Genomic DNA, 26,399 nt, shown 5'->3' with positions numbered 1-26,399 from the left:
GCAGCGTTTAGCGAACGACGATACCGCGTGCCGCCATGTAGGCCTTGGCCTCGGGCACGGTGTATTCGCCAAAGTGGAAAATGCTCGCAGCCAGTACGGCGCTGGCATGGCCTTCGGTCACGCCGTCGGCCAGGTGCTGCAGGTTGCCGACGCCACCGGAGGCGATCACCGGGATGCCCAGCGCGTCGCTGATGGCGCGGGTCACGCCCAGGTCGAAGCCGTTTTTCATGCCGTCCTGGTCCATGCTGGTCAGCAGGATTTCACCGGCGCCCAAACCTTCCATCTTCATCGCCCACTCCACCGCGTCCAGGCCGGTCGGCTTGCGACCGCCGTGGGTGAAGATCTCCCAGCGCGGGGTTTCGCCCGGGCCGGACACCTTCTTGGCGTCGATGGCAACGACGATGCATTGGGAGCCGAAGTGCTGCGCGGCTTCGCCGACAAACTCCGGGTTGAATACCGCCGCCGTGTTGATCGAGACCTTGTCCGCGCCGGCATTGAGCAGGTTGCGGATGTCTTGCACGGTGCGCACGCCACCGCCCACGGTCAGCGGAATGAAGACCTGGCTGGCCATGCGCTCCACGGTATGCAGCGTGGTGTCGCGACCGTCGACGCTGGCGGTGATGTCGAGAAAGGTAATCTCATCGGCACCTTGCTCATCGTAGCGACGGGCGATTTCCACCGGGTCACCGGCATCGCGGATATTCTCGAACTTGACGCCCTTGACCACGCGACCGTTGTCGACGTCCAGGCAAGGGATGATGCGTTTGGCCAGCGCCATGGTCAGTCCTCAGCCGTTGTAGGCGTCGCAGTAAGCCTGGGCTTCGGCGACGTCCAGGGTGCCTTCGTAGATCGCGCGGCCGGTGATGGCGCCGATGATGCCGGGCGCCTTGGCGTCCAGCAGCGACTTGATGTCACCCATGTTGTGAATACCACCGGAAGCGATCACCGGAATCCTGGTCGCGGCCGCCAGGGCAGCGGTGAACGGTACGTTGCAGCCCTGCATCATGCCGTCTTTGGCGATGTCGGTATAAACGATGGCGGACACGCCGTCGGCTTCGAACTGCTTGGCCAGGTCGATCACCTGCACGGTGCTGATCTCAGCCCAGCCGTCGGTGGCGACGAAACCGTCCTTGGCGTCCAGGCCGACGATGACCTTGCCCGGAAACGCGCGGCAGGCTTCGGCGACGAAGGCCGGGTCTTTCACGGCCTTGGTGCCGATGATCACGTAGCTCACGCCCGCCTTGACGTAGTGTTCGATGGTTTCCAGGGAGCGGATACCGCCGCCGATCTGGATCGGCAGGTTCGGGTAGCGCTTGGCGATAGCGGTGACCACTTCGCCATTGACTGGCTGGCCTTCGAAGGCGCCGTTCAAGTCCACCAGATGCAGGCGACGGCAGCCCCCTTCTACCCATTTGGCAGCCATGCTCACCGGGTCATCGGAGAACACGGTGGAATCTTCCATGCGGCCTTGGCGCAGGCGTACACAAGCGCCGTCCTTGAGATCGATAGCGGGGATAATCAGCATCTGGCAAACCTTATTCGATATTCAGCAATGCTTGGGAAATCAGGGTTTCTCAAGCGACCACAGGTCGCTTTCGATGCTTTCGAACCTTTCTTTAAGGAGCGTCTGCGTGTCGAAAATCGCCCTGTTGTAATAGTGCGGCGCAACTTCGGTGGTAAACAGCTCAAGAATCTCGGCGACCTCGAACGAGCCCAGGCTGAGCTCGAAGCGGTCTTCCATGAAGCGCTTGATCTTCTGCGTAGCCTCACGCTCCTGTTCGGGCGTGAGGTTCAGGATCGGCAGCTTCGGCTTCCTGGCCATCTACCAGCGACCGTCCCAAGCCGCGAAGTTCTGCAGCAATTGCAGGCCATGGGTATGGCTCTTCTCCGGGTGGAACTGCACGGCAAAGCGCGAACCTTCGGCCAGTGCGGCGGCAAAATCGACGCCGTAATGCCCGCCACCCACTACCTGGCGCGGGTTACCGGCGGCGATGTAGTAGCTGTGCACGAAGTAGAAACGCGCCAGGTCTGGAATGTCGTGCCACAGCGGGTGATCCACTGTCTGGCTGACTTCGTTCCAGCCCATGTGTGGGACTTTCAGGTGGGCGCCGTCTTCGTGCAGGTCCTTGCCGAAGAACTTCACCTGGCCCGGGAACAGGCCGATGCAGTCGACGCCGTCGTTCTCTTCACTGCGATCGAGCAAGGCTTGCATGCCCACGCAGATGCCGAGGAACGGACGGTCCTGGCTGACTTCGCGCACCAGGCTGTCAAAGCCCAGGCGGCGGATCTCGGCCATGCAATCGCGAATCGCGCCAACGCCGGGGAATACCACCCGGTCGGCTTCGCGAATCACGTTGGCATCGCTGGTGATCAGCACCTTGCCGGCACCTACGTGCTCGAGGGCCTTGGCCACCGAGTGCAGGTTACCCATGCCGTAATCGATAACCGCGACCGTCTGCATTACAGGACGCCCTTGGTCGAAGGCATTTGCCCGGCCATGCGCTCATCCAGCTCCACAGCCATGCGCAGCGCGCGGCCGAAAGCCTTGAACACGGTTTCGATCTGGTGGTGGGTGTTGGTGCCGCGCAGGTTGTCGATGTGCAGGCTGACGAGTGCGTGGTTGACGAAACCCTGGAAGAATTCCTGGAACAGGTCGACGTCGAAGCCGCCCACGGTGGCGCGGGTGTAGGGCACGTGCATCTGCAGGCCTGGGCGGCCGGAGAAGTCGATGACCACACGCGACAGCGCTTCGTCCAGCGGGACATAGGCGTGGCCGTAACGGCGGATGCCTTTCTTGTCGCCGATAGCCTTGGCAAACGCCTGGCCGAGGGTGATGCCCACGTCTTCCACCGTGTGGTGGTCGTCGATGTGCAGGTCGCCCTTGCTGACGATATCCAGGTCGATCAGCCCGTGACGGGCGATCTGGTCCAGCATGTGCTCAAGAAAAGGTACACCGATATCAAATCGGGCCTTTCCGGTGCCATCCAGGTTGATCGAGGCTTTGATCTGGGTTTCCAGAGTGTCGCGCTCGACGGACGCCTTACGTTCGGCCATCACCAGCTCCGCAAAATCATTGGGCGAAAAAGGCAGCCATTATAGGGGCGCGGGCGCCAAACAGAAACATCGAAGGGGATAAGACTGACGAGTTGAAGCGAGGAATGTCGGGGATAGACATGTGTGTACATGTGAAAGCCAGCTCATGTGGGAGCTGGCTTGCCTGCGATGCAGACACCCCGGTCTTCCTGTATCACCGAGGCGCCCCCATCGCGGGCAAGCCCGGCTCCCACAGGAACCGTGCCCACAAAGTTCTTGCAGTGTTAGTGGAACAGTACGGCGGTTTTCTGCAGGGTGACCCACACGCCCCACGCCAACGGGATACCTACCACCAGCCAGGCCGCAATGGCCAATGGCACGCTGCCGGATGCGGCTTTCCACTCCAGGGAGGTAGTGGCATCCGCGCCTTTGTCGTGGCCCAGCGCCTGTTCGGCGGCCAGTTCGGCGTCGGTCATGAAGTACTTGTCGGCCACTGGGCGAACCAGCAGGTTGCAGAGGAAGCCCAGCACCAGCAGGCCTGCCAGGATGTACAGGGTGATGTCGTAGGCGGCGGCGCGTTCAACGCCGATGCTCAGTTGATATTCACGCAGGTAGTTCACCAGCACCGGGCCCAGTACGCCCGCAGCAGCCCAGGCCGTCAGCAGGCGGCCGTGGATCGCGCCCACCATCTGGGTGCCGAACAGGTCGGCCAGGTAAGCCGGAACGGTCGCAAAACCACCGCCGTACATCGACAGGATGATGCAGAACGCCGCCACGAACAGCGCCACGTTGCCCAGGTGCCCCAGGCTCGGGATCAGCGCGTACAGGGCAAAGCCCAGGGCGAAGAACACGAAATAGGTGTTTTTACGGCCCAGGTAGTCGGAGAACGACGCCCAGAAGAACCGGCCACCGATGTTGAACAGGCTCAACAGACCGGTGAAGCCCGCCGCGATCGCCGCGATGGACGCCAGTTGACCGGCGTCCAGCTGGCCGAACGGCACATCCACGCCCAGCAGCTTGCCGCCGAACACTTCCTGCAGCAGGGGCGAGGCCATGCCGAGGATACCGATACCGGCGGAAACGTTCAGGCACAGCACCAGCCATACCAGGCGGAACTGCGGGGTTTTCCAGGCCACGTTCACGTGGACGTGGCGGTGGGTGATCATCGCGTTGCTGGCTTTTTTCGCCGGAGCGGTCCAGCCCTCAGGCTTCCAGCCAGTCGGCGGAACACGGTAGGACAACGCGCCACCGATCATGAACACGAAGTAGATCGCAGCCATCACCAGAAAGCTCTGCCAAACGCCGACGCTGGTTGGCGTTGCGAAGTGGCCCATCAGCGCTGCCGCCAGGGGAGCACCGACCATCGCACCGCCGCCGAAGCCCATGATCGCCATGCCAGTGGCCATGCCGCGCTTGTCCGGGAACCACTTGATCAGGGTCGACACCGGCGAAATGTAGCCCAGGCCCAGACCGATACCGCCAATGACGCCGGAGCCGATCCACATCAGCCAGATCTGGTGGGTGTAGATACCCAGCGCCGAGATCAACAGGCCGCCACACCAGCACAGCGCCGATACAACGCCCGCCTTGCGTGGCCCGGCATGTTCCAGCCAGCCGCCCCAGATCGCTGCCGAGCAGCCCAGGAAGATGAAGAACAGGGTGTAGATCCAGCCCAGCATGGAGATGGGCCAGTCGCATTGGGACGAGAAGACTTGCGCGATGAAGCTCATGTCCGGTGCACAGGCGACCGGCGCAGTAATGCCCAGTGCCTTGGACAGCGGCAGCCAGAACACCGAGAAGCCATAGGCCATGCCGATGCACAGGTGAATGGCCAGGGCGGCCGGTGGAACCAGCCAGCGGTTGAAGCCCGGCTTGGCGATGATGCGCTCCTTGGACAGGAACGCAGGCTGTGCGGCAGTATGGCCTGCCGCAGTGCTAGTGCTCATTGGTGTTTCCCCCAGTTATTAGTATGTGTCCGTCAGGCGCTCTCTCCCTCGACCTTGCACGCAAAGCGTTGGCCGTTGTTGTTGAGTAAAGCTCCTTTTAAACGCGACGCTATGTCGCAGACGACAGACGAACCTGCGCAGATTAGCACCAGTGGATGACAGAAAAACCAAACTGATATCACCTTTTTCGGGAAATCTGTTTTGTTTGACGCCAGAATCCCGTTCCCCGGGCGCTGGATACAATGTAACGATCCGGGCACTGACGTGAGCCGTCGGGCGTTATACTCTGCGGCTAAATTTTGAATTCGACATACAAGGACTCGCCCATGAAAGCGTTCGGCAAAATCCTGGGTCTGGTACTTCTCGGGCTGTTGCTGATCATTGTGGCCCTGGGCTTTGCCCTGACCCACCTCTTCGATCCCAACGACTACAAAGACGAGATTCGCCAGATTGCCCGCGACAAGGCCCACATCGAGCTGACGCTCAATGGCGATATCGGCTGGAGCCTGTTCCCCTGGCTGGGCCTGGAGTTGCATGAAGCCAGCGTGGCGACCATGACCAACCCGACCCAACCGTTCGCCGACCTGCAGATGCTCGGCCTGTCCGTGCGCGTGCTGCCGCTGTTGCGCCGCGAAGTGCAGATGAGCGACGTCCGCGTAGAGGGCCTGAACCTGCGCCTGAGCCGCGACAAGCAAGGCCACGGCAACTGGGAAGACATCGGCAAGAACGTGACCGAGACCACCGCCGGCGCGCCGACGCCTGCTGAGAAACCTGCCGAAGCCGAGCCGGAGAAACCGCCTAAGCCGATCCGCCTGGACATCGACAGCCTGACCATCAACAACGCCCGCGTTGAATACAACGATGAGCAGACCGGCAAGCAATACAGTGCCGAAAGCATCCAGCTGAGCGCCGGTGCCGTGCACGAAGGCGCCAGTATCCCGCTGAAGCTCACCGCCTTCCTGGGCACCAACCAGCCACTGATGCGCGTCAAGACCGAGCTGAACGGCAACTTGCGCATCCAGCGAGCCCTCAAGCGCTACCAGTTCGAAGACATGAAGCTCAGCGGCGAAGCCACCGGCGAGCCTCTGCAAGGCAAGACTGTGACCTTCTCCACCCAGGGCCAGTTGCTGGTAGACCTGGCGGCCAACATTGCCGAATGGACCAACCTCAAGCTGTCGGCCAACCAGCTGCGCGCCTTGGGCGAAGTGAAGGTCAATGACCTGAACAAAACCCCGCAAGTGAGTGGCGCCCTGTCCATTGCCCAGTTCGACCTGGCCAAGTTCCTCGACAGCATCGGCCACCCGCTACCGGCCATGGCCGAAGGCAGCCTGAGCAAAGTCGAACTGGTCAGCCGCCTCAAGGGCACGCCCACCAGCGTGGCCCTGGAAGACTTGAACCTTAAGCTCGATGGCAGCACCTTCACCGGCCGCGTCGCTGTGGATGATTTCGCCAAGCAGTCCCTGCGCGTGCAACTCAAGGGCGACACCTTCAACGCCGACAACTACCTGCCGGCCAAGTCCGAGTCCGCCAAGGGCGCCAGCGCCGCACGCCAGGCCGAAGTGCAGAACAGTGAAGCCGGCGCCATGGCGGCCGGTGGCACCACACCGTTGCCAGACGCACCGACCAAAGGCGCCTGGAGCACTGACAAGCTGCTGCCCCTGACACGCTTGCGCACCCTGGATGTGAACGCCGATTTGTCCTTCGGCCAGCTGACCCTGAGCAAACTGCCGATCCAGAACGCCGCGCTGAAAGCCTCCGGCATCGATGGTCAGCTCAAGCTCGACACCCTCAGTGGCGGGCTCTATAACGGCACCTTCCAGGCCAACGGTTCGCTCGATGTACGCCAGGACATTCCGGTACTCGCGCTGCAAAGCCATATCAAGCAAGTGCCGGTTGAACGCATCCTGCAGGCCCAAGGGCAGAACCCGCCGGTGAAGGGCCAGATCACCCTCGACAGCAACCTGACCGGCCGTGGCAACAGCCAGAAGGCACTGATCGACAGCCTCAACGGTACGGCAAGCTTTGTGATCAACAACGGCGTGCTGCTCAACGCCAACCTTGAACAGCAACTGTGCACGGGCATCGCCCTGCTCAACCGCAAGACATTGAGCACCACGCCGCAAGGCAAGGACACCCCGTTCCAAGAACTGCGCGGCAACCTGACGTTCCGCAATGGCGTGGCCAACAACCCGGACCTGAAAGTCCGCATCCCTGGCCTGACTGTCAACGGCAACGGCGACGTCGACCTGCGCGTGCTGGGCATGGACTACCGCGTTGGCATCATCGTCGAAGGCGACCAGCGCGACGTGCCAGACCCGGCTTGCCAGGTAGGCTCCAACTTCCAGAACATCGAAGTGCCGCTGCGCTGCCGCGGCCCGCTGGAACTGGGCGCCAAGGCTTGCCGACTGGACAAGGACGGCTTGACGCAGGTCGCCATCAAGGCCGCGGGCAACAAGCTCAGCGACAAGCTGGAAGAGAAGCTCGACAAGGTCAACCCGCAACTTAAAGACGCTTTGAAGGGCCTGTTCAAGCGATGAGAAACGAGCAGTTTTCAGAGGCCGTACTCAATTGGTACGACCGCCACGGTCGCCATGATCTGCCCTGGCAACAGGGCATCACGCCCTACCGGGTGTGGGTCTCGGAGATCATGCTGCAACAGACCCAGGTGAGCACCGTGCTCAATTACTTCGATCGTTTCATGGCCTCGCTGCCGACGGTCGAAGCCCTGGCTGCCGCGCCGGAAGATGAAGTGCTGCACCTGTGGACCGGCCTGGGTTACTACACCCGGGCGCGCAACCTGCAGAAGACCGCCAAGATCGTGGTGGCCGAGTACGGCGGCGAGTTTCCCAAGAACGTCGAGAAGCTTACCGAGCTGCCTGGCATCGGCCTGTCCACGGCAGGCGCAATCGCCAGCCTGAGCATGGGCCTGCGGGCGCCGATCCTCGACGGCAACGTCAAGCGCGTGCTGGCGCGCTTTACGGCGCAGGAGGGTTACCCAGGCGAGCCGAAGGTGGCCAAGCAGCTGTGGGCCACCGCAGAGCGCTTCACGCCCCATGATCGCGTCAACGCCTACACCCAGGCGATGATGGACATGGGCGCCACTCTCTGCACCCGCAGCAAGCCCAGCTGCCTGCTGTGCCCGCTGGAAAAAGGCTGCGAAGCCCACATGCTCGGCCTGGAGACGCGCTACCCGATCCCCAAGCCGCGCAAGACCATCCCGCAAAAACGCACACTGATGCCGATGCTGGCCAATGCCGAGGGCGCGATCCTGCTTTACCGTCGCCCGTCCACCGGCCTGTGGGGCGGCCTGTGGAGTTTACCGGAGCTGGATGACCTACAAGACCTGGAACACCTCGCCCACCAGCACGCGCTGGAACTGGGCACGCAACAGGAACTGCCGGGGCTCATCCACACCTTCAGCCACTTCCAGCTGGCCATCGAGCCCTGGCTGGTGCGGGTGGAGGAAAGCGCCCATCACGTGGCCGAGGCCGACTGGCTCTGGTATAACCTCGCCACCCCGCCGCGCCTGGGCCTTGCCGCCCCGGTGAAAAAACTGCTGAAGCGCGCGGCCGATGTATTGAATGCAGGAGAGTCGTCATGACCCGCACCGTAATGTGCCGCAAGTACAAAGAAGAATTGCCAGGCCTGGAACGCCCTCCGTATCCGGGCGCCAAGGGCCAGGATGTGTTCGATCACGTCTCCGCCCAGGCGTGGGCCGACTGGCTGAAACACCAGACCCTGCTGATCAACGAAAAACGCCTGAACATGATGAATGCCGAAGATCGTAAATATCTGGCAGGCGAGATGGACAAGTTCTTTTCCGGCGAAGATTACGCCAAGGCCGATGGCTACGTTCCACCTGCTCAATAATTGATCAAAAACCGGGGTCAGCACGTAAGCGACGGTAATAATTAAATATTTTTCGAAAACTTGCTTGACGACCCCCTGAAAAACCCGTTTAATGCGCCCCGTTGCCCAGATAGCTCAGTCGGTAGAGCAGGGGATTGAAAATCCCCGTGTCGGCGGTTCGATTCCGTCTCTGGGCACCACCTTCAGCTTTCAGGTGGTGTAAACATCACGTGAAAGCACACAGAAAACCCGCCTAGTGCGGGTTTTTTGTTGCCTGCGATTTGCTGCCATTCAATGGCACAACCTATGCCGCCGAATAGTGGCGTCGTGATATGATTCAAAATATGCCAAGGCCGGCGAGTCACACTATGCGGATGCATCCCCTCCTGTAACCGTCAGCCACTGCATATTATTCGCGAAGGCAAAACGACGGGTTTAGACATTTTCATGCCTCCCCCCTCCCTTCAAAAAGCTGCAGCCCTTCGCGAACCCACTTCGAAGCCTCTCGACGCCATAAACACGGAAGAGTTATGTCCACCATCAACGAATTGAAAGACAAAATCGACACCAAGACCCTCAACATGGTCTTGCTGTCAGTAGCCACGGCGGGCCTCTACCTACTTCTCTGGTTGTACAAAAGCAATCTGATTCTTAGCGAAACCACAAAAACCCGGGTAGTCGACAACACCTACATCATCTGGCTCGCGGTGTGTCTTGGCATGGGTGGTGCGCTCTCCGGAACGGATAACGTGTTGCTGAGTGCTATTGCGTTGATTCTGCTCATCGCCTCCAACGTGATGTACATCGTGTGGGCATTCAAGGCTAAAAACGCACTGTCTGAATACGCCCTCAGCGAACATAAAATCGACCTGCGGATGAACGCGCTCTACACCTTCTTCCTGAATATTTTCTACATCAACTACTGCATCAACGACCTGCCGGAAGAACAGAGAAAGCAAAATATTCTGCGCGGCCACACCCAACAGGCTTAAGACTTCACAGGGCGCGGGTCTGCGCCCGGCACGCCGTCTCAAGGAGCCCGAGATGAAGCGCACACCCCCACACCTCACAATGGCATTGACACTGCTCGCATCGCTGTTTTGCCTTGGCACTGCTCACGCAGCCAATGAAGAGCTGGCCCAAGAGGTGAAGGAGAGCATGCAGGAGACGTGGGACAAGGACACGTCACCCGGTGAAAACAAGATCAAAGACCTGACCTTGATCAGCAGGGGCAAAAACAAATATCGCGGTTTGGTTGAGGTCGATGGCCCGGACGGTCACGAGACCTTGAGCGTGGATGTCATGGTCGACGAAGACAATTTAATTTGGGAAATCGCCGACTGACACCTGCGCAACCCCACACCACTTGTTTCACAACACCCAGGGATACGCGGCCCGACGTATCACTTACCCGTTTGGGCACATGGAGAGAAAAAATGGCATACACATCAATTATTTTCAAAAACCCGAACACAGGCGCTATGAAAGAAGCTCCTGTAGGTTTTTCGTGGACAACCTTCTTTTTCGGTTGTTTCCCGGCACTGTTTCGCGGCGACCTGAAATACGGCCTGATTCAGTTCGTGATTGCAATGTTCACGATGGGGCTGAGCAATATCGTGTTTGCCTTCCTCTACAACACGTTCTACATCAAGGATCTGATTGGCCAAGGCTTCCAGGCACAATCCATTGGCAGTGGCGATTTCAACTTCGCCTCGGCGAAAATCGGCATGCAGATCCCCGTGCTCCCAGCGGCCTGATCCATAGCCGAGCGGCGCACGCGCCAACAAAAAAGCCTGTTTATCACAGGCTTTTTTGTTGGCCGAAATTTCAAACCGCGATGATCAATACCGCTCAATGCCACGTGCCTACTTGAGTAAGAACACCATCAGCGGATTGTCATTGAGCCGGCCCTCGAAGTTCGGCGCCTGCTGCTCCATTGGCGTCCCGCTCAACAGTGCGGCCTCCTTGCGCGACACAATGACCCACGATGGCCGAGGCAGCGTCGCCAGCTTCTCAAGCTCAGTACGCCCGACAAACAGCGGCTGCTCATCGTGATCCAGGTTCATCATGTAGCGCACCGCCCAGGTGTCTCGACCCAAGTCGACAAACACCAACGGCCCGGGTGTCGATACGCGAAGCGCTTCGACCTGGCCGACAAACTGTCGCGTATCGAATTGCAGGTCCTTGGACGGCTCTACCACTGTCACCAACAACAACCATTGCGCCGCCAGTGCGATCAGGCTGAGCCACACCAACCGGCCTACCTGCCGCCACACAATCAACGCCGCGACTTGCAGGACCACCAACACCCCAATCAGCAGCGGCAACGAAACGTCAGGCCAGTAACCATGCTTCTGCCACCCATGACGGCAGATAAACACCACAACCACGCACAATGCCGGTAGCGCGGCGACAAGCCATTCGTAGCACCGGCGCACGCCAATCAACCAGCCTTGCGCCTGGAGCAGCCCATAGGCGGCGACAGCGGCAAACATCGGGACCATCGGCAGGATGTAGTAGGCGCGCTTGAAGTGCGGCACCGACAGCCCGAGCAGAATCATCAGGCCGCAGGCGCCGAGGCGCAGCATCAGTTGCAGATCATTATTTGCCCACCGCTCAGGCCAACGATGACGCAGCGCAATCAACGTGGCCAACGCCAGCGGCACTACCGGGAAATAGCGATACAGGCTCAGTTGGAAGTAGAAGTAGAACGGCTCGCCAATTTCATCCAGGCGCCCTCCTACCTGCATCTTGTACACGGCATCGGCAAAGGCATCGCCGCCACTGACGCGCGCCAGCTTCATCAAGGCCCACCAACACGCCGCGAGCAAAGCCAAACCGACGACCCCGTGGATCAACACCTGCTTGACCCGCTCCCCGGGCTTGCCCAACGCCCAGTACACACACACCACGCCGCAAACCTCGATCAACCCCAACGGCCCGCGAATCGCAAACGCCAGGACAAACAGCGGGAACACCGCCAACTGCCTCAAGCGCGAACCCAGGCGCTCACCACTGTGCAGCAGGTAGAAACTGCCCACACACAGCAGCGCGACCATCTGATCCAGACACACCGAGCGCGATTTTTCGAGCAGTTGAGTCGTGAGCAACGTCAACAAGACGGTGAGCAGCGCCCAAGGGCGACCGGACGGCGCCAGCAAGCGATAGATCAGAGCAACCACGCCCGCCGAAGCGAGTGCCGTGGGCAGCACGTTCGCCAAGTGGTTAGGTGCGCCAAACAGGCGGGCAAATACAAAGCTGAAGAAGGTCGCGGCGCCGGGATAGTCCGCGTAGGGCTGGCCGTAGGTGGTGGGGAAAAGGCTCGCGCCATGGCGAAACATTTCCTGCAGGAACAGCGCCCAGCGCCCGTCAAACCCCTGGGGCTGCTGGTCCCAGATGCCCAGGGTAAACAACAACAAAGCAATCAGGAAAATGCCCAGGGACTCCAGGCGAAAGCGGTTGCGGTGGTCCATCGGCTGTCCTTTCAGGTTGGGTGCGCTGACGCATGTTGCCGATGGCAACCCTGAATAACGCCTGAACAAACCCGAACAATTGCGGGCTTACCGACCTGCGGGCCACACGAGCATCGGAATCAACCGGATGTAGAGTAGCTCTCCCACCAGCTCAACGAGGGTTTGCAGGATCACCACCGTTGCGGCCACCCCACGCACGTCCTCGGGCAAGGCCAACGCCAGCGGCAACACCACCAGCGAGTTGCGAGTGGACGCGCTGAACGTCACCGCCCGCGCCGTCGTCGCAGGCAGTGCAAACAGTCGCGAAGCCAGCACCCCCATCAACGGCGCCAGCAGCAAGAAACCGATGTACACCGGGACCACTGGCAACAACAGGGCGATATCCCGCACCACCGAGGTGATCTGCGAGCCAATCACCACAAACAACACCAACGCCATGGCCGGTACCGGCAGCCAGGCCCAGGCGTCGTTCCACGCATTGATAACCCTGGATCGCCGCGCCAGGGACGTGGTCAGCACCGCCAACACCATGGGCACCACAATGAGCAGCAGAAACGCCTCGACAAACGGCCCGACCGCCACCACCACCTCCGATTCCGCCCCCAGCATGAAACCCAGGTACACCGGCAACAGCAGCAGTTGCAGCAGCAACAGCACCGGCGTCGCCGCCAACATCAATCGCGAATCGCCCTTGCCGATATGGGTGAACACCACCACGTAGTCGATACACGGCGTGAGCAACACCAGCAAAGCCCCGACCAGCAGCGCCGGGCGCTCCACGAGCCCACGGGTCAGTACCCAGACCAGCAACGGCACAAGAATGAAGTTGGCCAGCAACAGGGCGGATATGAAGCGCTTGTTACTCAACCCTTCGCGCAAATCGAGAAAGGGGATCTGCAGGAACATGGCGTACATCAACAGGGCGATAGCCGGCGTGGCCAGCATGCCGAGACCATGGGCCACAGAAGGGACAAGCAGGCCGAACAGGACGGCCAGGAAGACGGTGGCGAAGTAGACGGGGATCTGATTGCGCTCGAGGGTGTCGCGGGTCATTGGCTGACTCTGCTGGATCGAAAGAACATCAGCCTAAGCATCCAACAGGTCGAGGTCGAGCAACGTCCATTTTTTTGCGCAAAGACTCCGCCAAATTTGCTAATTTCGGGAACTGATAAAAAGCGCGCGGGCCTTCAAACCCACATCGAAAGCGTACATACCGAGCCGCCCTATGAATCTGCCAGCCCAACCTGCCCCCGAAACATTTCGCGAGCCCGCTGCCGATGGTCACCTCCTTGGTGGTTTCACATGGCGCCATGTCCGCACAGACATGACGCGCCCCGTCGTGATCATCAACGCCGCCACCTCCGTGCGTTGCCGCCACTACTCACGCTTCGCGGACTACCTATTTGCCAACGGCTTTGACGTCATCACGTTCGACTACCGTGGCATCGGCGAATCACGGGCCGGCTCGCTGCGGGGGTTCAAGGCGTCATGGTCGGATTGGGGCGTGCTGGATTTCGAGGCGATGCTTCAGCGCGCGAAGCGGGAGTTTCCCGGGCAGCCGATTGATGTGGTCGCTCACAGCTTTGGCGGGTGCGCCGCGGGGCTGGGCGCCTCGGGGGCGGTGATTCGGCGGATCGTGACAGTGGGCGCGCAGTTCGCCTACTGGCGCGACTACCAGGCGAGCGGGCGCTGGAAAATGTTCGGCAAGTGGCATGTGGTGATGCCACTGGTGACAGCCGTGTGCGGCTACTTTCCCGGCAAGCGCATGGGCTGGCTGGAAGACACACCAGCCGGCGTGGTACGGGACTGGAGCACGCCAACGCCCACCTATGAAACGCGGCCCAGCGGGCGTGCCTTGGGCGACCTGCCCTTCGCCCGGGTGAAGGCACAGGTACTGGCGATCAGCATCACCGACGACCCATTCGGAACGGTGGCGGCTGTCGACCGCTTGCTGGGGTATTTCAAGAACAGCGAACGAACTCACCTGCGCATCGCCCCGCAGGACATTGGCGAAAAAGAGGTCGGGCATTTCGCGTTTTTCCGCAGCCAGTATCAGGACCGTTTGTGGCCGATCGCACTGGCGTGGTTGCAACAGGGTGAGCTGGCGCACGGCACGCCCGGGCGCCGGGTGACGGAACGCATCTAGAAGCCCTTGGGATTTAGGCCAACCTGCGCTTCAATACACCACCCAGATCCAGACTCAGGACGTTGAGCCCATGGCCTCGCCGAACAAGCAGCAAAAACGCGCCCACCGGGCAAAGGCCAAGGCCAAGCAGAACCGCACCCAACGCGCCGTCGCGACCAAGCCGGATGCCTTTGCCGGCGATGACAGCCGCATTGACCTTGAGTCGGTGGATTTGACCGAGTTGTTCGTAGAGATGCGCACCGCCAGCGAGATCAGCCAGCAGGCACTGTGCGCCGCATTCTTGTCCCACCCGTTGCTGGCCGTGGTGTTGGAGCAGGAGGGCGAAGAGGAGGCCACCGATTTCATTCTGGCGGCGTTGATCGAGTACCGGCAGTGGGCCACCGACACCGAGGATGAAGCCGCGGCGCTGGCATGGATTGAGTCGCCGCAGTTCCAGGCGGACTACGTCGCAGCCTCCCAGGCCCTGACACAACCCTAACCCTGTAGGAGCCGGACTTGCCGGCGATAGGGCCCTTGAGGACGCCATCGCCGGCAAGCCGGCTCCTACAGTGAGGTGTCAATTAAGTACCGCAGCACCCACGCGCTGGGCCTTGCGACGGCTCGCCACAATCAGCCCCGCCGCCACCACCAACACGCTCAAAATCCCGGTCGCGATGATCTCGACCCGGTGCGCTTCCTGGAACAGCATGATGGTCAGCGTGCCCACGATGAACACCATCACCGCGTAGGTCAGGCCTGGGAACAGCCACATTTTGAAGACAATCTTCTCACCGGCCGCCGTGCGCTTCTGGCGCATGCGCAGTTGCGAGACCGCGATCACCAGGTACACCAGCAGCGCGATGGCGCCGGAGCTGGCCAGCAGGAATTCAAACACTGCAGCAGGCGCCACGTAGTTGGCGAATACCGCCAGGAACGCTGCACCGGTCGACAGCAGAACCGCCCAGTAAGGCGTGCCGCTCTTGTTGGTGCGCTTGGCGACGGCCGGGGCGTCACCGCGACGACCCAGAGAGAACAGCATGCGCGAGGCGGTGTACAACGCCGAGTTAAGGCAGCTGGTCACGGCCACCAGGACCACCAGGTCGACAATCAACTTGGCATTCGGGATGCCCATGCGTTCCAGCACAGTCTGGTAGGAACCCACGGCTGCCAGGGTCGGATCGTTCCATGGCACCAGGGACACCACGATGAAGATCGACAGAAGGTAGAACAAACCAATCCGCCAGATCACCGAGTTGGTGGCCTTGGTGATTTGCTGGCCCGGGTTCTTCGACTCGGCGGCCGCGATGGTCACAATCTCGGTGCCCATGAAGGAGAACATGGTGGTCAGGATGGCGGCCAATACCGCGCCCATGCCGTTTGGCATGAAGCCCTGGGTGTCGAACAGGTGCGAAACGCCGCTGACCTGGCTGGTGGGCAGGAAGCCGAAGATCGCGGCCAGACCCAGGATCACAAAGCCGACAATCGCTACCACCTTGATCAACGCGAACCAGAACTCGAACTCGCCGTAGTTCTTCACGCTGAACAGGTTGGTGGCCGTCAACAACAAGGTAATGACCAGGGTAAACACCCAGATGGCCACATCAGGAAACCAGGCATGCAGGATGGTTGCAGCGGCGTTGGCTTCCAATGGAATCACCAACACCCAGAACCACCAGTACAGCCAGCCGATGGTGAAACCGGCCCAGTGACCGATCGCGCGGTCGGCATAAGTAGAGAACGAACCGGTGTCGGGAGACGCCACGGCCATTTCGGCCAGCATGCGCATCACCAGCACCACCAGGGTGCCTGCTGCGGCATACGCCAGCAGTACGGCGGGCCCGGCGGCAGCAATCGCGTGGCCGGAGCCGACAAACAAACCGGCACCAATAACGCCGGCAATCGACAGCATGGTGACGTGACGCGGTTTGAGCCCCTGTTCGAGGTCATTGGAGCTTTGCGTACTACTCATTGACACACCTTTGCGAGGAATTGCGAAAACGGTCCGCCCGGCCTGCAGTCTTTCTCGTGAAAAGAATCCAACAGGGCGTTCTTTATTTTTTACGCAAGATTTGCGCCAAAATGTTACAGAGCCGCGATTGACGCGGGCTGCAGCGCACTTCAACAGCAATCGCAAGTCATTGAGAACAATGGCATTCCGCTATAGCGTTACCGTGCGACCCACTTTAAAGACGAACGAGCGCACCAAAAACACACACAAAAAGTACGTGACGCCCCATAAAAGGGCTGATACGTACCGTTTGCCCGGTTAACCCTTCCAACACCCGTCCAAAGCTGGCACCATCGCGCCCTTTTTTACGCGAAACCTGCGGGTTTTCGGGTTCAAACGGCTGTTTGGTTGTTGATGGCGCGACACGCTGCTGTGCCGATGCGACACCCTGCCGCAGACCACCCGTTTACCGTCCGCAGCGCTGTTGGCTGTCATCCAAACGCTATGCTAGCTTGGCGCCTCGCCAGGAAGGCGGCCCAACAGCGAAGAACGCAACGAACACATTGAGGACCCCACATGGCTGAGGCCACGCCCGCGCTTGAAATCCGCAACTTGCATAAACGCTATGGTGAGCTGGAGGTACTTAAAGGTATCTCGCTGACCGCTCGCGACGGCGACGTGATCTCGATCCTGGGTTCCTCCGGTTCCGGCAAGTCCACCTTCCTGCGCTGCATCAACCTGCTGGAAAACCCGCACCAGGGCCAGATCCTGGTGGCCGGCGAAGAACTCAAGCTCAAGGCCGCCAAGAACGGCGAGTTGATGGCCGCCGACGGCAAACAGATCAACCGCCTGCGCAGCGAAATCGGTTTTGTGTTTCAAAACTTTAACCTGTGGCCGCACATGAGCATCCTCGACAACATCATCGAGGCCCCTCGCCGTGTGCTCGGCCAGAGCAAGGCCGAAGCCATTGAAGTCGCCGAAGCCCTGCTGGCCAAGGTCGGCATCGCCGACAAGCGCCACGCCTACCCCGCGCAATTGTCCGGCGGCCAGCAACAACGGGCGGCCATCGCACGCACCCTGGCGATGCAGCCCAAGGTCATCCTGTTTGACGAGCCCACTTCCGCCCTTGACCCGGAAATGGTCCAGGAAGTACTTAATGTGATCCGCGCGCTGGCCGAAGAAGGCCGCACCATGCTGCTGGTCACCCATGAGATGGGCTTTGCCCGCCAGGTTTCCAGCGAGGTGGTGTTCCTGCACCAGGGCCTGGTCGAAGAGCAAGGATCGCCACAGCAGGTGTTTGAAAACCCGCTTTCGGCGCGCTGCAAACAATTCATGTCCAGCAACCGCTAACGGAGCAACATGCATGCAGAACTATAAAAAATTCCTTCTGGCCGCGGCCGTCTCGATGGCGTTCAGCGCCACGGCCATGGCAGAAACCTTGAAAATGGGGATCGAAGCGGCCTACCCGCCGTTCAACAATAAAGACGCCAGCGGCAACGTCGTCGGCTTCGACAAAGACATCGGCGACGCCCTGTGCGCCAAGATGAAAGTCGAGAAGTGCGAAGTGTATGTGTCCGACTGGGACGGCATCATCCCGGCCCTGAACGCCAAGAAGTTCGACTTCCTGGTGTCCTCGCTGTCCATCACCGATGAGCGCAAGCAGGCCGTCGACTTCACCGACCCGTACTACTCCAACAAGCTGCAATTCATCGCGCCCAAAGCCACCGCAGACTTCAAGACCGACGCCGCTTACCTGAAGGGCAAGACCATCGGCGCCCAGCGCGCGACGCTGGCCGGCACCTACCTGGAAGACAAGCTGCCGGACACCACCGCCAAGCTGTATGACACCCAGGAAAACGCCTACCTCGACCTGACGTCCGGCCGCCTCGATGGCATCCTCGCCGACAAGTACGTGCAGTACGAATGGCTCAAGAGCAAAGACGGTTCGGCCTATGAGTTCAAAGGCGACCCGGTTGTAGAAAGCGACAAGATCGGTATCGCCGTACGCAAGGGCGACCCGCTGCGCGAGCGCCTGAACAAAGCCCTGGCAGAGATCAAGGCAGACGGCACCTACAAAAAGATCAACGACAAGTACTTCCCGTTCAGCATCGAATGATCTGAGCGACTTGCCCGACGCGCTCACCTGAGCGCGTCGGCTTTTAGCAATGCCTTGCGATATGAAAACACCATGAATTTCGACCTCTACGGATTCGGCCCGGCGCTTGCCGCTGGCGCGCTGATGACCGTCAAACTGGCGCTCACGGCCCTGTGCCTGGGGCTGGTGCTGGGCCTTGCCGGCGCCTTGGCCAAGACTTCCCCGTACAAGCCACTGCAATGGCTGGGCGGTGCCTACTCTACGATCGTTCGCGGCATTCCTGAATTGCTGTGGGTGCTGCTGATCTACTTCGGCACCGTCAACCTGATGCGCGCCCTCGGTGAGTTCTTCGGCAACCCCGACCTTTCCCTCAGTGCCTTTGCCGCCGGGGTCATCGCCCTGGGCCTGTGCTTTGGTGCCTACGCCACGGAAGTGTTCCGTGGCGCAATCCTCGCCATTCCCAAGGGCCACCGCGAAGCGGGCGTGGCATTGGGGTTGTCGAAGTTTCGCATTTTCACCCGGTTGATCATGCCGCAAATGTGGCGCATCGCCCTGCCGGGCCTGGGCAACCTGTTCATGATCCTGATGAAAGACACCGCGCTGGTCTCGGTGATCGGCCTTGAAGAAATCATGCGCCATGCGCAGATCGGCGTGACCGTCACCAAGCAACCGTTCACCTTCTTCATGGTGGCGGCCTTCATGTACCTGGGCCTCACCGTGCTGGCCATGACCGGCATGCACTTCCTCGAAAAACGCGCCGCCCGCGGCTTTGCAAGGAGCGCCCAATGAGCGGTGACTACAGCTGGCTGTCGCATTTTGACCTGGGCCTGAACTGGGCCGTGATCATCAAGTGGCTGCCCAAACTGGCCCAAGGCGCAACCCTGACCCTGGAATTGGTGGCCATTGCCGTGATCGCCGGCCTGTTGCTGGCGATTCCGTTGGGCATCGCCCGCTCTTCGCGCCGTTGGTACGTGAGCGCCCTGCCCTACGCCTACATCTTCTTCTTCCGTGGCACGCCGCTGCTGGTGCAACTGTTCCTGGTCTACTACGGCCTGGCGCAGTTCGACACCGTGCGCGAGAGCTTCATGTGGCCCTACCTGCGCGATCCGTTCTGGTGCGCCACCGCCACCATGACCCTGCACACCGCCGCCTATATCGCCGAGATCCTGCGCGGCGCCATCCAGGCCATCCCGCCGGGAGAGATCGAAGCGGCGCGCGCCCTAGGCATGTCCAAGCCCAAGACGCTGTTCTACATCATCCTGCCCCGCGCCTCGCGCATCGGCCTGCCGGCCTACAGCAACGAAGTGATCCTGATGCTCAAGGCCAGCGCCCTGGCCAGTACCGTGACGTTGCTGGAATTGACCGGCATGGCGCGGACCATCATTGCCCGCACCTACTTGCCGGTTGAGATCTTCTTCGCAGCCGGCCTGTTCTACCTGTTGATGGCCTACATCCTGGTACGTGGCTTCAAACTGCTGGAACGCTGGCTGCGCGTCGATGCCTGCCAAGGACGTTGAGGCACGCTTCCAGGCGCTGGATGCGTTTCTGATCGAGCACCAAGGGCTGTGGCGACCACGGCCCTTTACGCATCTGCACTTACCCTGGGAAACCGAGCATCCCGAGCTTGCGAGTTGGCTGCGTCAACGCTCGTTGGAGGACGCCGAAACCAGCCACAACCATCCCCATGACCTGCCCGCGCCGGTACCTTTTCCACAGCTGGCCGCTAGAGCACGCCAGCTCAGTGCTGTGGATAAGTTACCGACCCGACCCCTGGCACCCGCTCACCCTCGCTTGAACGTCGACGTTCCCGGACGCAAGTGGCAGCAGATCGAAGCGTTCGGCGGCGCCCTGACCTTTACTGACACGCCCCAACACTGGCTGGACTGGTGTGCCGGCAAAGGCCACCTCGGCCGTCGCCTGCTGCAGCCCGGCCAGCAACTGACCTGCCTGGAATACGACCCGGCGTTGATTGCTGCAGGCCAGGCCTTGAGTGATCACCATCACTTGCCCGCGACCCACACCCTGCAAGACGTCATGGCGAACGTGGCGATAAGCCCCGAGCACACCCCCGTCGCCCTGCACGCCTGCGGCGATTTGCACGTGCGGCTGTTGCAATTGGCCAGCGCCGCCGGCTGCAAACAACTGGCAGTGGCGCCTTGCTGCTACAACCGCATCGGCGCGGAGCGCTATCAAGCGCTGTCCGCTGCGGGGCGTGCTTCGGCCTTGCAGTTGTCGGTGGATGACCTGGGCCTGCCGCTGAGCGAAACCGTCACCGCAGGTGCACGGGTGCGCCAACAGCGCGATATCTCGATGGCCCGACGCCTGGGGTTCGACCACCTGCAACGCCAGCTGCGCGGGTGTGACGACTACCTGCCCACGCCCTCGCTGCCCGCCAGCTGGCTGGGCAAGCCGTTCGCCGAGTACTGCCAGGCCCTGGCAACCCTCAAAGGGTTATCCACAGGCGAACAGGATTGGGACGCGCTGGAAGCCCACGGCTGGTGGCGCCTGGCGCAGGTTCGTAACCTGGAACTGGTACGCGGGCTGTTTCGGCGCCCGCTGGAGATGTGGCTGGTGCTGGATCGGGCACTTTTTCTGAAGGAAGCGGGCTATAAGGTTGAGATAGGCACCTTCTGCGAACCGGCCCTGACCCCACGCAACCTGATGGTGCTGGCCGAGCGCGATTAAGGGGCAAATTCTTCGCGCCGCGCCCTGTGGATAACTCTGTTGATGAATTCTTTACGGAGGCTGTAGTTATAAGCGCTACAGCCCAAAAGCCCTACTGGTCATTTTTTGTTCATAAAATAAAATGCACGCAAAACAGGCAGTTGCAGCGTGTTGAGAACGGCTCCACAAAATGGCTGTTTCGTGACAGCCCCAACCAACCGATTGTGCATAAGCGTCTGGTGTTAAGCGCATAAACCGCACTTCATGCGGTTTTTTTTGGCGCCTTCAACACACGGCACAGGTCGTTGATATCGTCACACGCCAGGCTGATCGCCGGGCTGTCCAACGGGTCGGTGCCAAACGCCAGGGCTTCGCTGATCGCCGCGTCGTGATGCACTTCCATCGGGGCATTGCCCAAGCGCTGCTTAAAGGCTTCGAGCATGTCCAGGCTGAAGGCATTGTCCTCATCCAGCTGGTTGATCACGTAATGAACACGCGGCGCCTTGGCGTGTGCCAGGTACGGCGCGAGCAATACCTCCATCTGGTCGAGGGTACCCAGTGAAGCGGCATCCGCCTGGGCCACGACCAGCACCACATCGGCGATGCTCAGCGCTTGATGGAAATACACGTTATTGCCGGCCTGCGTATCGATGATCAGCGTTTGCCGCTCGCTCAAGCCAAGGTCCGCGACGTGCCGCGCCAGCCAACCGGTTTCCTGCTTGAGCCAGCGGTGCAGGTTTTCCTGTTGTTGCTCGGTGGTATCACCAAAGGCAATCACTTGGCAGCCGGCAAACCCGGCTTGTTGAAGTGGGCGCCACTGGCCGTGTTGCAGACTTGTGCGACCGATCCCCGGCAACGCGGCGCTCACGCCGAAGTGATGACGCAAGGCGTTTTGCGGGTCCAGGTCCAGCGCGACCACCGATTCGCCCTGGCGCTGCAAGCCGCTGCTCAAGGCCGCCGCCAAGGTGCTGCGGCCGACGCCGCCATTGATCGACACCAACGCCACGACTTTCGGGCGCTGCGCCATCACCTGCACCGGCAGGGCGTGTTCATTGGCACTGGGAGGGGGAAACGGAGTGCCGTCGTCGACGGGAATGCTGCCAAAGAAATGCAGGCGCGCATTCAATCCTTGGGGATCTCGGGCGACATCCTTGCCTAGCAGACAGAAAATTCGATCAGTAAGGCTCATGGCCTGAACTCCACACGGCGCATCTTAAAGACGTGAGGGGTCGGCAAGAAAAACGAGGGCTTACCGCAGGTCTTTTTGTGTGCGTCTCTGTGCAAGCATTCTGTTACAGAGCCGTCAAAGTGTCATTATTTTGGTATATGGGCGCCTATTTTTTAGACAGGCGGCAAATCGTCAAATTACTGACTTACGTTGATCGGATCGTAAGGCGTTTGCAGATCCCGCTCAGGAATCTCCCAAATCAACAACTTAGGCGGTGTTTGCTTGAAAGCCGGGCTGTCGAAGTACGCCTTGGCCGCGCCAGAAAATTCACCACCGTCCTTGCTGAAATTACCCACCGGCGCATTCAGGGCCTTTTGCAGGAAGCCGACAAAGTTGGAGTTGCGCGAGAACGACGTGCCGATCAGTGCCACATTCGGCAGGCCGGCATCGCCAAACAGATCGTCGGCATTGCTGGTGGCACCGCCGGTTTCATGGGCGCTGCTCGCTGCGACTGACTCCCCTGGCGGTTGCAACTTCGGCGGCAGCCAATCCAGGCCGGCCAGGCGCACCAAGTCACCGGGACGCACCGCGAGCGGTGCCTGGGTGATGTCGAACGCCTGCTCCGGCGTGGCCTGGATGCCGCGCTGCTGGATGCGCTGCGCCAGGGCCTTCGCACCGGCGTTGGAGCCGATCTCGCTCCAGTGGGTGTCGGTGCGCAGATACGCCTCGGCGCCCAAGGGTTTCAAGGTGTCGGTCAGGTCCAGCGCCGACACGCCAGCGGCCTGCAATACACCGGTGAAATCCTCAATCCGGCTGTCGAGCACGGCCGGGCGATACAGGCCACAACGCTCGGCGGCGGCGATGCGGCTCTTGTCCGGCACCACCAGCACTTGCAGGTCGATGCCCCTGTTGGCCAGTTGCTTCTGCAAGTCGATCACGGCCTGGGCCTTGGTCTGCTCGTTGGCGCCAGCGTGGCGGTTGATGCGCAGTTCATCGCTGATAAACAGCCAGCCCGGGCACCCCTGGCGTACACGCGGCCCGGTGTCGCCAAACGCCAGCCAACTGCCGCCACGCTCAAGGTTGGCGGCCTGGATCGCCATCGGCGCCTTGGCCAGTTCCTTGGCAAAGCGATGGGTTACATCACCGTGCAGCAGCATGTCGCTGTCGACCTTGACCGGCAAAAAACTGATCGGCCCTTTGACCATCAGCCAGGCGCAGGACAACAGCCCGGCCGCCAGGAAAGGCACCAGCACCCAGGCCGCCAGCGGGCTGGTACGAACGGCCACTTCACTCGGTGGCGTCGGCGCGGTAGGAGCAGGCATGGTCGGGCGTCCTTAGAACTGAAAGTACAGAAACGGTACGGCGTCGCGGCTGGCAATCAGCGCGAACGACAACACAAACCCGGCCACCGGCCACAGCGAGGCCGCCACCACAAACCACGGCTGTGTGCCAAAGCGCTGCTCGCAGCGCACCTGCCAGATCGGCGCAATGATGCACACCAGGCCGAGCACCGCGGCCATACCATGGGCCGGGCGCATGGCCACGGCCATCGCATCACCCAGGCCCATGCCGTGCAGGCCGAACTGGCCGGCGTACATGGTCAGCGCCGAGTGGAAGTCCGGTGCGCGGAATAGGGTCCAGGCCAGGCACACAAACAGCAGCGTGAGGATGTGCGACAACACCGGCGGAATGCTCGGCAGGCTCGACCGTGACCACGCACGGTCAACACACAGCGCCACGCCGTGGGCCGAACCCCACAGCAGGTAGTTCCAGCTGTCGCCGCCGTGCCACAACCCGGCAATCGCCATGGTCAGGAACAGGTTGCGATAGGTGCGCCACACGCCATCGCGATTACCGCCCAGGGCGATGTACAGGTAGTCGCGCAACCAGCTGGACAACGACAGGTGCCAGCGCCGCCAGAAGTCCTGGATGCTGCTGGCCAGGTAAGGCCGGTTGAAGTTTTCCGGGAAGTGGAAGCCCAGCATCAGGCCCAGGCCGATGGCCATGGCGCTGTAGCCGGCGAAGTCGAAGAACAGTTGCAGCGAATACGCCAGGCAACCGATCCAGGCGTCCACCAGGCTAGGGTTTTCCAGGTGAAAGGCGATGTCGACCAAGGGCGACAAGGTGTCGGCCACCAGCACTTTCATGCCCATGCCGATCATGAAGCGCCGTGCGCCGAGGGCAAAATTCGGCCAGTTGAAATAACGCTGGTTCAGCTCGCGGCGAACCCAGTCGTAACGGATGATCGGGCCCGCAATCGAGTGCCCGAACATCGAAATGTAGGTGGCGTAATTGATGAAGCTACGCTCCACCGGCACCGTATGACGGTGCACGTCCACCAGGTAGGAAATGGCCTGTAGCACGATGAACGACAAGCCGGCCGGCAAGGCCACGCGTTGCCAATCAAGCGGCATGTAGCCGTACCAGGTGATCACCTCGCTCACGGTGCCCGCGACGATGTTGGCGTACTTGTACCAACACAGCACCGCCGTGTTGAACACGATCAACGCGATCAACAGGCGCACCCGGCCTTTGCCGTCCTCACGGGAGCGGTCCACCAGCAAGCCGCCGACCCACGCCACCACGGTCAACACCATGTGCAGGAACAGGAACAACGGGCTCAACCAGCCGTAGAACAACCAGCTGCCGATCAACAGGATGACGTTGCGCCAGCTCGGACGAGCCAGGGCATAAATCAACAGGAAGGCCGGCAGGAACAGCGTGAGGAATTCGAGTGAGGCAAAGACCATGGTGGGTTCGGGCCCGATCAGTTAGCGAGCGTGTCAGGCGCGAACAACAACCTGGTACCGGCAGCGGATGGCAATGCCAGCACGCTGTAGCGCTCGCCGGCCTTGAGGGTGAACGTCAATGGCTGGCCGGTTGGCGTACCCGCGCACTTGAGCTGCACCGACAGTTCCACCGGGTTGATCATGCGACGTTGCACCGAACCTTCGGCGGCTTTCTTGAACAGTTCGGCCTTTTGCGCCACGGCTTCCAGGCTGGCATCGGCGCACGCGGCATCGGCGTTGACGAAGGCCAGCGAGGCCTTCAACGCGTTGAAGTCGTCCGGTTGCTCGTGGATCACCAACTGGCGAATACCGCCTTTGGCATCGGCCACCGCGATCACCGTGGCGAACTCGCCCGGGGCCACAGTGACCGCCAGATCAGCGGTTTTGCTGCCCTGGCTCAACACACCCTTGATCGGCGCGTTGCCGCCCGACACGGGCAGGTAGTCGGAGACGAGCTTGTCGCCGCCCAGCACCAGGCTGGCCTTGGACCCGTCGGCCACCAGCTTCAACTCGCTGCTGGTGCCGTTGGCAAAACGCAGGAACGCCGAGTCTTTTTCCGGCCCGGTGGGGTACAGCGGGATGTCGGCGCTGTAGGCGCTGACGCTGGCGAGCAAGGTCGCCAGGCCCAGAGAAAGACGCTTCATCACTTGGCTCCCTTCACAGCGTCAGCCGGCAATGCCGACAGCGCGCCGCCGATGGCCTTGGCCCACTTCTGGTAGCCGTCGATGGTGAAGTGCTGGCCGTCAGTGGTGATCCACTCGCCCGGCTTGGAGAAGGTCAGCGAGTCGATGTAGGTGCACGGCGCAACGTTGGTGGCCAGGAACGACGACATCAGCTTGGTGCGCGCGTCATCCTTCTTGTACATGGTGCCGACCTTGCCCCAGGCCGGGCCGACCCACACGCACTTGGTGCCGGTTTCGCTGATGGCCTTGGTCAGGGATGTCACGCTTTTCCACGCCCAGACTTTCGGGAATTGCGGGTCCGGGTAGGACGCCATGGTGTCGCCAATGATGATCACGACGAGATCGGGCTTGTCCTTGGCGATCAGGTCCTTGACCGGCGTGGTGCTCATGGCGTTCTTGCCGAACACTTGCGGCTTGGCGCCCGGCAGGTTCTCGGCGCCGCAGTCGACTTTCTTCGGCACGATCCAGTCGGCCGCACCGGCGCCACAGGCGCCGATGGTGTGGACCTTGGCGCCTTGCGCCGTCAGGTTGGCTTGCAGCGGGTCAAGCAGGTGATCGGGAAAGCTCAAGTGGCTTTCGCCCAGTACCAGCAGGGTCAGGCCGGCAATCGCGGAAACAGGCATGGA

The 26,399-nt window shown here is 61.1% G+C and carries 27 protein-coding genes and 1 tRNA gene; 14 read left to right on the top strand and 14 right to left on the bottom strand.

Annotated features, from left to right (window positions below):
- Positions 1–7: 7 nt before the first annotated feature.
- The 6 genes from hisF to AC07SU_RS02890 all read right to left on the bottom strand — a co-directional run bounded on the left by hisF (position 8) and on the right by AC07SU_RS02890 (position 4,979).
- Positions 8–778 (bottom strand): imidazole glycerol phosphate synthase subunit HisF, encoded by a 771-nt coding sequence (gene hisF / locus AC07SU_RS02915; protein WP_016972251.1) that lies wholly within the window; start codon positions 776–778, stop codon positions 8–10.
- A 9-nt stretch (positions 779–787) separates the two neighbouring features.
- Positions 788–1,525 (bottom strand): 1-(5-phosphoribosyl)-5-[(5-phosphoribosylamino)methylideneamino]imidazole-4-carboxamide isomerase, encoded by a 738-nt coding sequence (gene hisA, locus AC07SU_RS02910; protein ID WP_494996161.1) that lies wholly within the window; start codon positions 1,523–1,525, stop codon positions 788–790.
- 39 nt (positions 1,526–1,564) lie between these two features.
- The gene (locus tag AC07SU_RS02905) at positions 1,565–1,822 is read right to left on the bottom strand and encodes a DUF2164 domain-containing protein (protein ID WP_176997289.1); all 258 of its coding nucleotides are present in this window, start codon (positions 1,820–1,822) and stop codon (positions 1,565–1,567) included.
- Positions 1,823–2,461: an imidazole glycerol phosphate synthase subunit HisH gene (hisH, locus tag AC07SU_RS02900; RefSeq protein WP_494996160.1), complete on the bottom strand. Its 639-nt coding sequence runs from the start codon at positions 2,459–2,461 to the stop codon at positions 1,823–1,825.
- On the bottom strand, positions 2,461–3,054 hold the full coding sequence (gene hisB, locus AC07SU_RS02895; RefSeq protein WP_017849940.1) for an imidazoleglycerol-phosphate dehydratase HisB: 594 nt from the start codon (positions 3,052–3,054) through the stop codon (positions 2,461–2,463). Before hisB ends, hisH begins: the two co-directional genes overlap by 1 nt.
- 263 nt (positions 3,055–3,317) lie before the next feature.
- A complete protein-coding gene (locus AC07SU_RS02890) occupies positions 3,318–4,979 on the bottom strand; it encodes an OFA family MFS transporter (RefSeq protein WP_494996159.1) in 1,662 nt (553 codons plus the stop codon).
- Between the two features lie 326 nt (positions 4,980–5,305).
- On the opposite strand from AC07SU_RS02890, the gene AC07SU_RS02885 reads away from it, so the two are divergent.
- From AC07SU_RS02885 to AC07SU_RS02855, 7 genes are all read left to right on the top strand, one after another.
- On the top strand, positions 5,306–7,516 hold the full coding sequence (locus AC07SU_RS02885; protein ID WP_494996158.1) for an AsmA family protein: 2,211 nt from the start codon (positions 5,306–5,308) through the stop codon (positions 7,514–7,516).
- Positions 7,513–8,580 (top strand): A/G-specific adenine glycosylase, encoded by a 1,068-nt coding sequence (gene mutY, locus AC07SU_RS02880; protein WP_494996157.1) that lies wholly within the window; start codon positions 7,513–7,515, stop codon positions 8,578–8,580. Before AC07SU_RS02885 ends, mutY begins: the two co-directional genes overlap by 4 nt.
- Positions 8,577–8,849 carry an oxidative damage protection protein gene (locus tag AC07SU_RS02875; protein ID WP_176997294.1) on the top strand — a complete coding sequence of 91 codons (273 nt, stop codon included), beginning with the start codon at positions 8,577–8,579 and terminating at the stop codon, positions 8,847–8,849. The genes mutY and AC07SU_RS02875 overlap by 4 nt, the downstream gene beginning before the upstream one ends.
- Before the next feature lie 103 nt (positions 8,850–8,952).
- Positions 8,953–9,028 (top strand) — tRNA-Phe (locus AC07SU_RS02870).
- Between the two features lie 330 nt (positions 9,029–9,358).
- The gene (locus AC07SU_RS02865) at positions 9,359–9,820 is read left to right on the top strand and encodes a DUF4234 domain-containing protein (protein ID WP_494996156.1); all 462 of its coding nucleotides are present in this window, start codon (positions 9,359–9,361) and stop codon (positions 9,818–9,820) included.
- Between the two features lie 52 nt (positions 9,821–9,872).
- A complete protein-coding gene (locus AC07SU_RS02860; protein WP_494996155.1) occupies positions 9,873–10,172 on the top strand; it encodes a hypothetical protein in 300 nt (99 codons plus the stop codon).
- A gap of 92 nt (positions 10,173–10,264) precedes the next feature.
- Positions 10,265–10,585, top strand: a complete 321-nt coding sequence (locus tag AC07SU_RS02855; protein ID WP_494996154.1) for a hypothetical protein — start codon at positions 10,265–10,267, stop codon at positions 10,583–10,585.
- A gap of 108 nt (positions 10,586–10,693) precedes the next feature.
- Here AC07SU_RS02855 and AC07SU_RS02850 read toward each other — a convergent pair whose 3' ends face one another.
- Together AC07SU_RS02850 and AC07SU_RS02845 are read right to left on the bottom strand one after the other, a co-directional pair.
- Positions 10,694–12,301, bottom strand: coding sequence for an ArnT family glycosyltransferase (locus AC07SU_RS02850; protein ID WP_494996153.1), 1,608 nt, complete (start codon positions 12,299–12,301; stop codon positions 10,694–10,696).
- 87 nt (positions 12,302–12,388) lie between these two features.
- On the bottom strand, positions 12,389–13,354 hold the full coding sequence (locus tag AC07SU_RS02845; protein ID WP_494996152.1) for an arsenic resistance protein: 966 nt from the start codon (positions 13,352–13,354) through the stop codon (positions 12,389–12,391).
- Between the two features lie 172 nt (positions 13,355–13,526).
- Here AC07SU_RS02845 and AC07SU_RS02840 point away from each other — a divergent pair, with 172 nt between their 5' ends.
- Both AC07SU_RS02840 and AC07SU_RS02835 read left to right on the top strand, forming a co-directional pair.
- On the top strand, positions 13,527–14,447 hold the full coding sequence (locus tag AC07SU_RS02840; RefSeq protein WP_494996151.1) for an alpha/beta hydrolase family protein: 921 nt from the start codon (positions 13,527–13,529) through the stop codon (positions 14,445–14,447).
- A 70-nt stretch (positions 14,448–14,517) separates the two neighbouring features.
- The gene (locus tag AC07SU_RS02835; protein ID WP_494996150.1) at positions 14,518–14,925 is read left to right on the top strand and encodes a hypothetical protein; all 408 of its coding nucleotides are present in this window, start codon (positions 14,518–14,520) and stop codon (positions 14,923–14,925) included.
- 78 nt (positions 14,926–15,003) lie between these two features.
- Here AC07SU_RS02835 and gabP read toward each other — a convergent pair whose 3' ends face one another.
- Positions 15,004–16,395, bottom strand: coding sequence for a GABA permease (gene gabP / locus AC07SU_RS02830; protein ID WP_176997305.1), 1,392 nt, complete (start codon positions 16,393–16,395; stop codon positions 15,004–15,006).
- Positions 16,396–16,950: 555 nt separating this feature from the next.
- Here gabP and AC07SU_RS02825 point away from each other — a divergent pair.
- From AC07SU_RS02825 to AC07SU_RS02805, 5 genes are all read left to right on the top strand, one after another.
- Positions 16,951–17,724 (top strand): ABC transporter ATP-binding protein, encoded by a 774-nt coding sequence (locus AC07SU_RS02825; protein WP_010213906.1) that lies wholly within the window; start codon positions 16,951–16,953, stop codon positions 17,722–17,724.
- 13 nt (positions 17,725–17,737) lie between these two features.
- The gene (locus tag AC07SU_RS02820; RefSeq protein WP_060754625.1) at positions 17,738–18,490 is read left to right on the top strand and encodes an ABC transporter substrate-binding protein; all 753 of its coding nucleotides are present in this window, start codon (positions 17,738–17,740) and stop codon (positions 18,488–18,490) included.
- A 72-nt stretch (positions 18,491–18,562) separates the two neighbouring features.
- Positions 18,563–19,258 carry an ABC transporter permease gene (locus AC07SU_RS02815; RefSeq protein ID WP_017254012.1) on the top strand — a complete coding sequence of 232 codons (696 nt, stop codon included), beginning with the start codon at positions 18,563–18,565 and terminating at the stop codon, positions 19,256–19,258.
- 38 nt (positions 19,259–19,296) lie between these two features.
- Positions 19,297–19,986: an ABC transporter permease gene (locus AC07SU_RS02810; protein ID WP_101273709.1), complete on the top strand. Its 690-nt coding sequence runs from the start codon at positions 19,297–19,299 to the stop codon at positions 19,984–19,986.
- The gene (locus AC07SU_RS02805; protein ID WP_494996149.1) at positions 19,967–21,154 is read left to right on the top strand and encodes a methyltransferase; all 1,188 of its coding nucleotides are present in this window, start codon (positions 19,967–19,969) and stop codon (positions 21,152–21,154) included. The genes AC07SU_RS02810 and AC07SU_RS02805 overlap by 20 nt, the downstream gene beginning before the upstream one ends.
- 241 nt (positions 21,155–21,395) lie before the next feature.
- Here AC07SU_RS02805 and bcsQ read toward each other — a convergent pair whose 3' ends face one another.
- The 5 genes from bcsQ to AC07SU_RS02780 form a co-directional block, all read right to left on the bottom strand.
- Entirely contained in the window at positions 21,396–22,322 is a 927-nt protein-coding gene (gene bcsQ / locus AC07SU_RS02800) for a cellulose biosynthesis protein BcsQ (RefSeq protein WP_494996148.1), read from the bottom strand.
- A gap of 176 nt (positions 22,323–22,498) precedes the next feature.
- Positions 22,499–23,623 carry an alginate O-acetyltransferase AlgX-related protein gene (locus AC07SU_RS02795; RefSeq protein WP_494996147.1) on the bottom strand — a complete coding sequence of 375 codons (1,125 nt, stop codon included), beginning with the start codon at positions 23,621–23,623 and terminating at the stop codon, positions 22,499–22,501.
- A 12-nt stretch (positions 23,624–23,635) separates the two neighbouring features.
- Complete coding sequence (locus AC07SU_RS02790; protein WP_494996146.1) at positions 23,636–25,051, bottom strand: MBOAT family O-acyltransferase; 1,416 nt, start codon at positions 25,049–25,051, stop codon at positions 23,636–23,638.
- 17 nt (positions 25,052–25,068) lie between these two features.
- A complete protein-coding gene (locus AC07SU_RS02785; RefSeq protein WP_494996145.1) occupies positions 25,069–25,734 on the bottom strand; it encodes an alginate O-acetyltransferase AlgF in 666 nt (221 codons plus the stop codon).
- Positions 25,734–26,396 (bottom strand): SGNH/GDSL hydrolase family protein, encoded by a 663-nt coding sequence (locus tag AC07SU_RS02780; protein ID WP_176997313.1) that lies wholly within the window; start codon positions 26,394–26,396, stop codon positions 25,734–25,736. Before AC07SU_RS02780 ends, AC07SU_RS02785 begins: the two co-directional genes overlap by 1 nt.
- Positions 26,397–26,399 lie beyond the last annotated feature (3 nt).

It is taken from the genome of Pseudomonas sp. GW821-FHT05H12, assembly GCF_059419385.1.
This window is presented reverse-complemented; position numbering and strand designations above follow the sequence as displayed.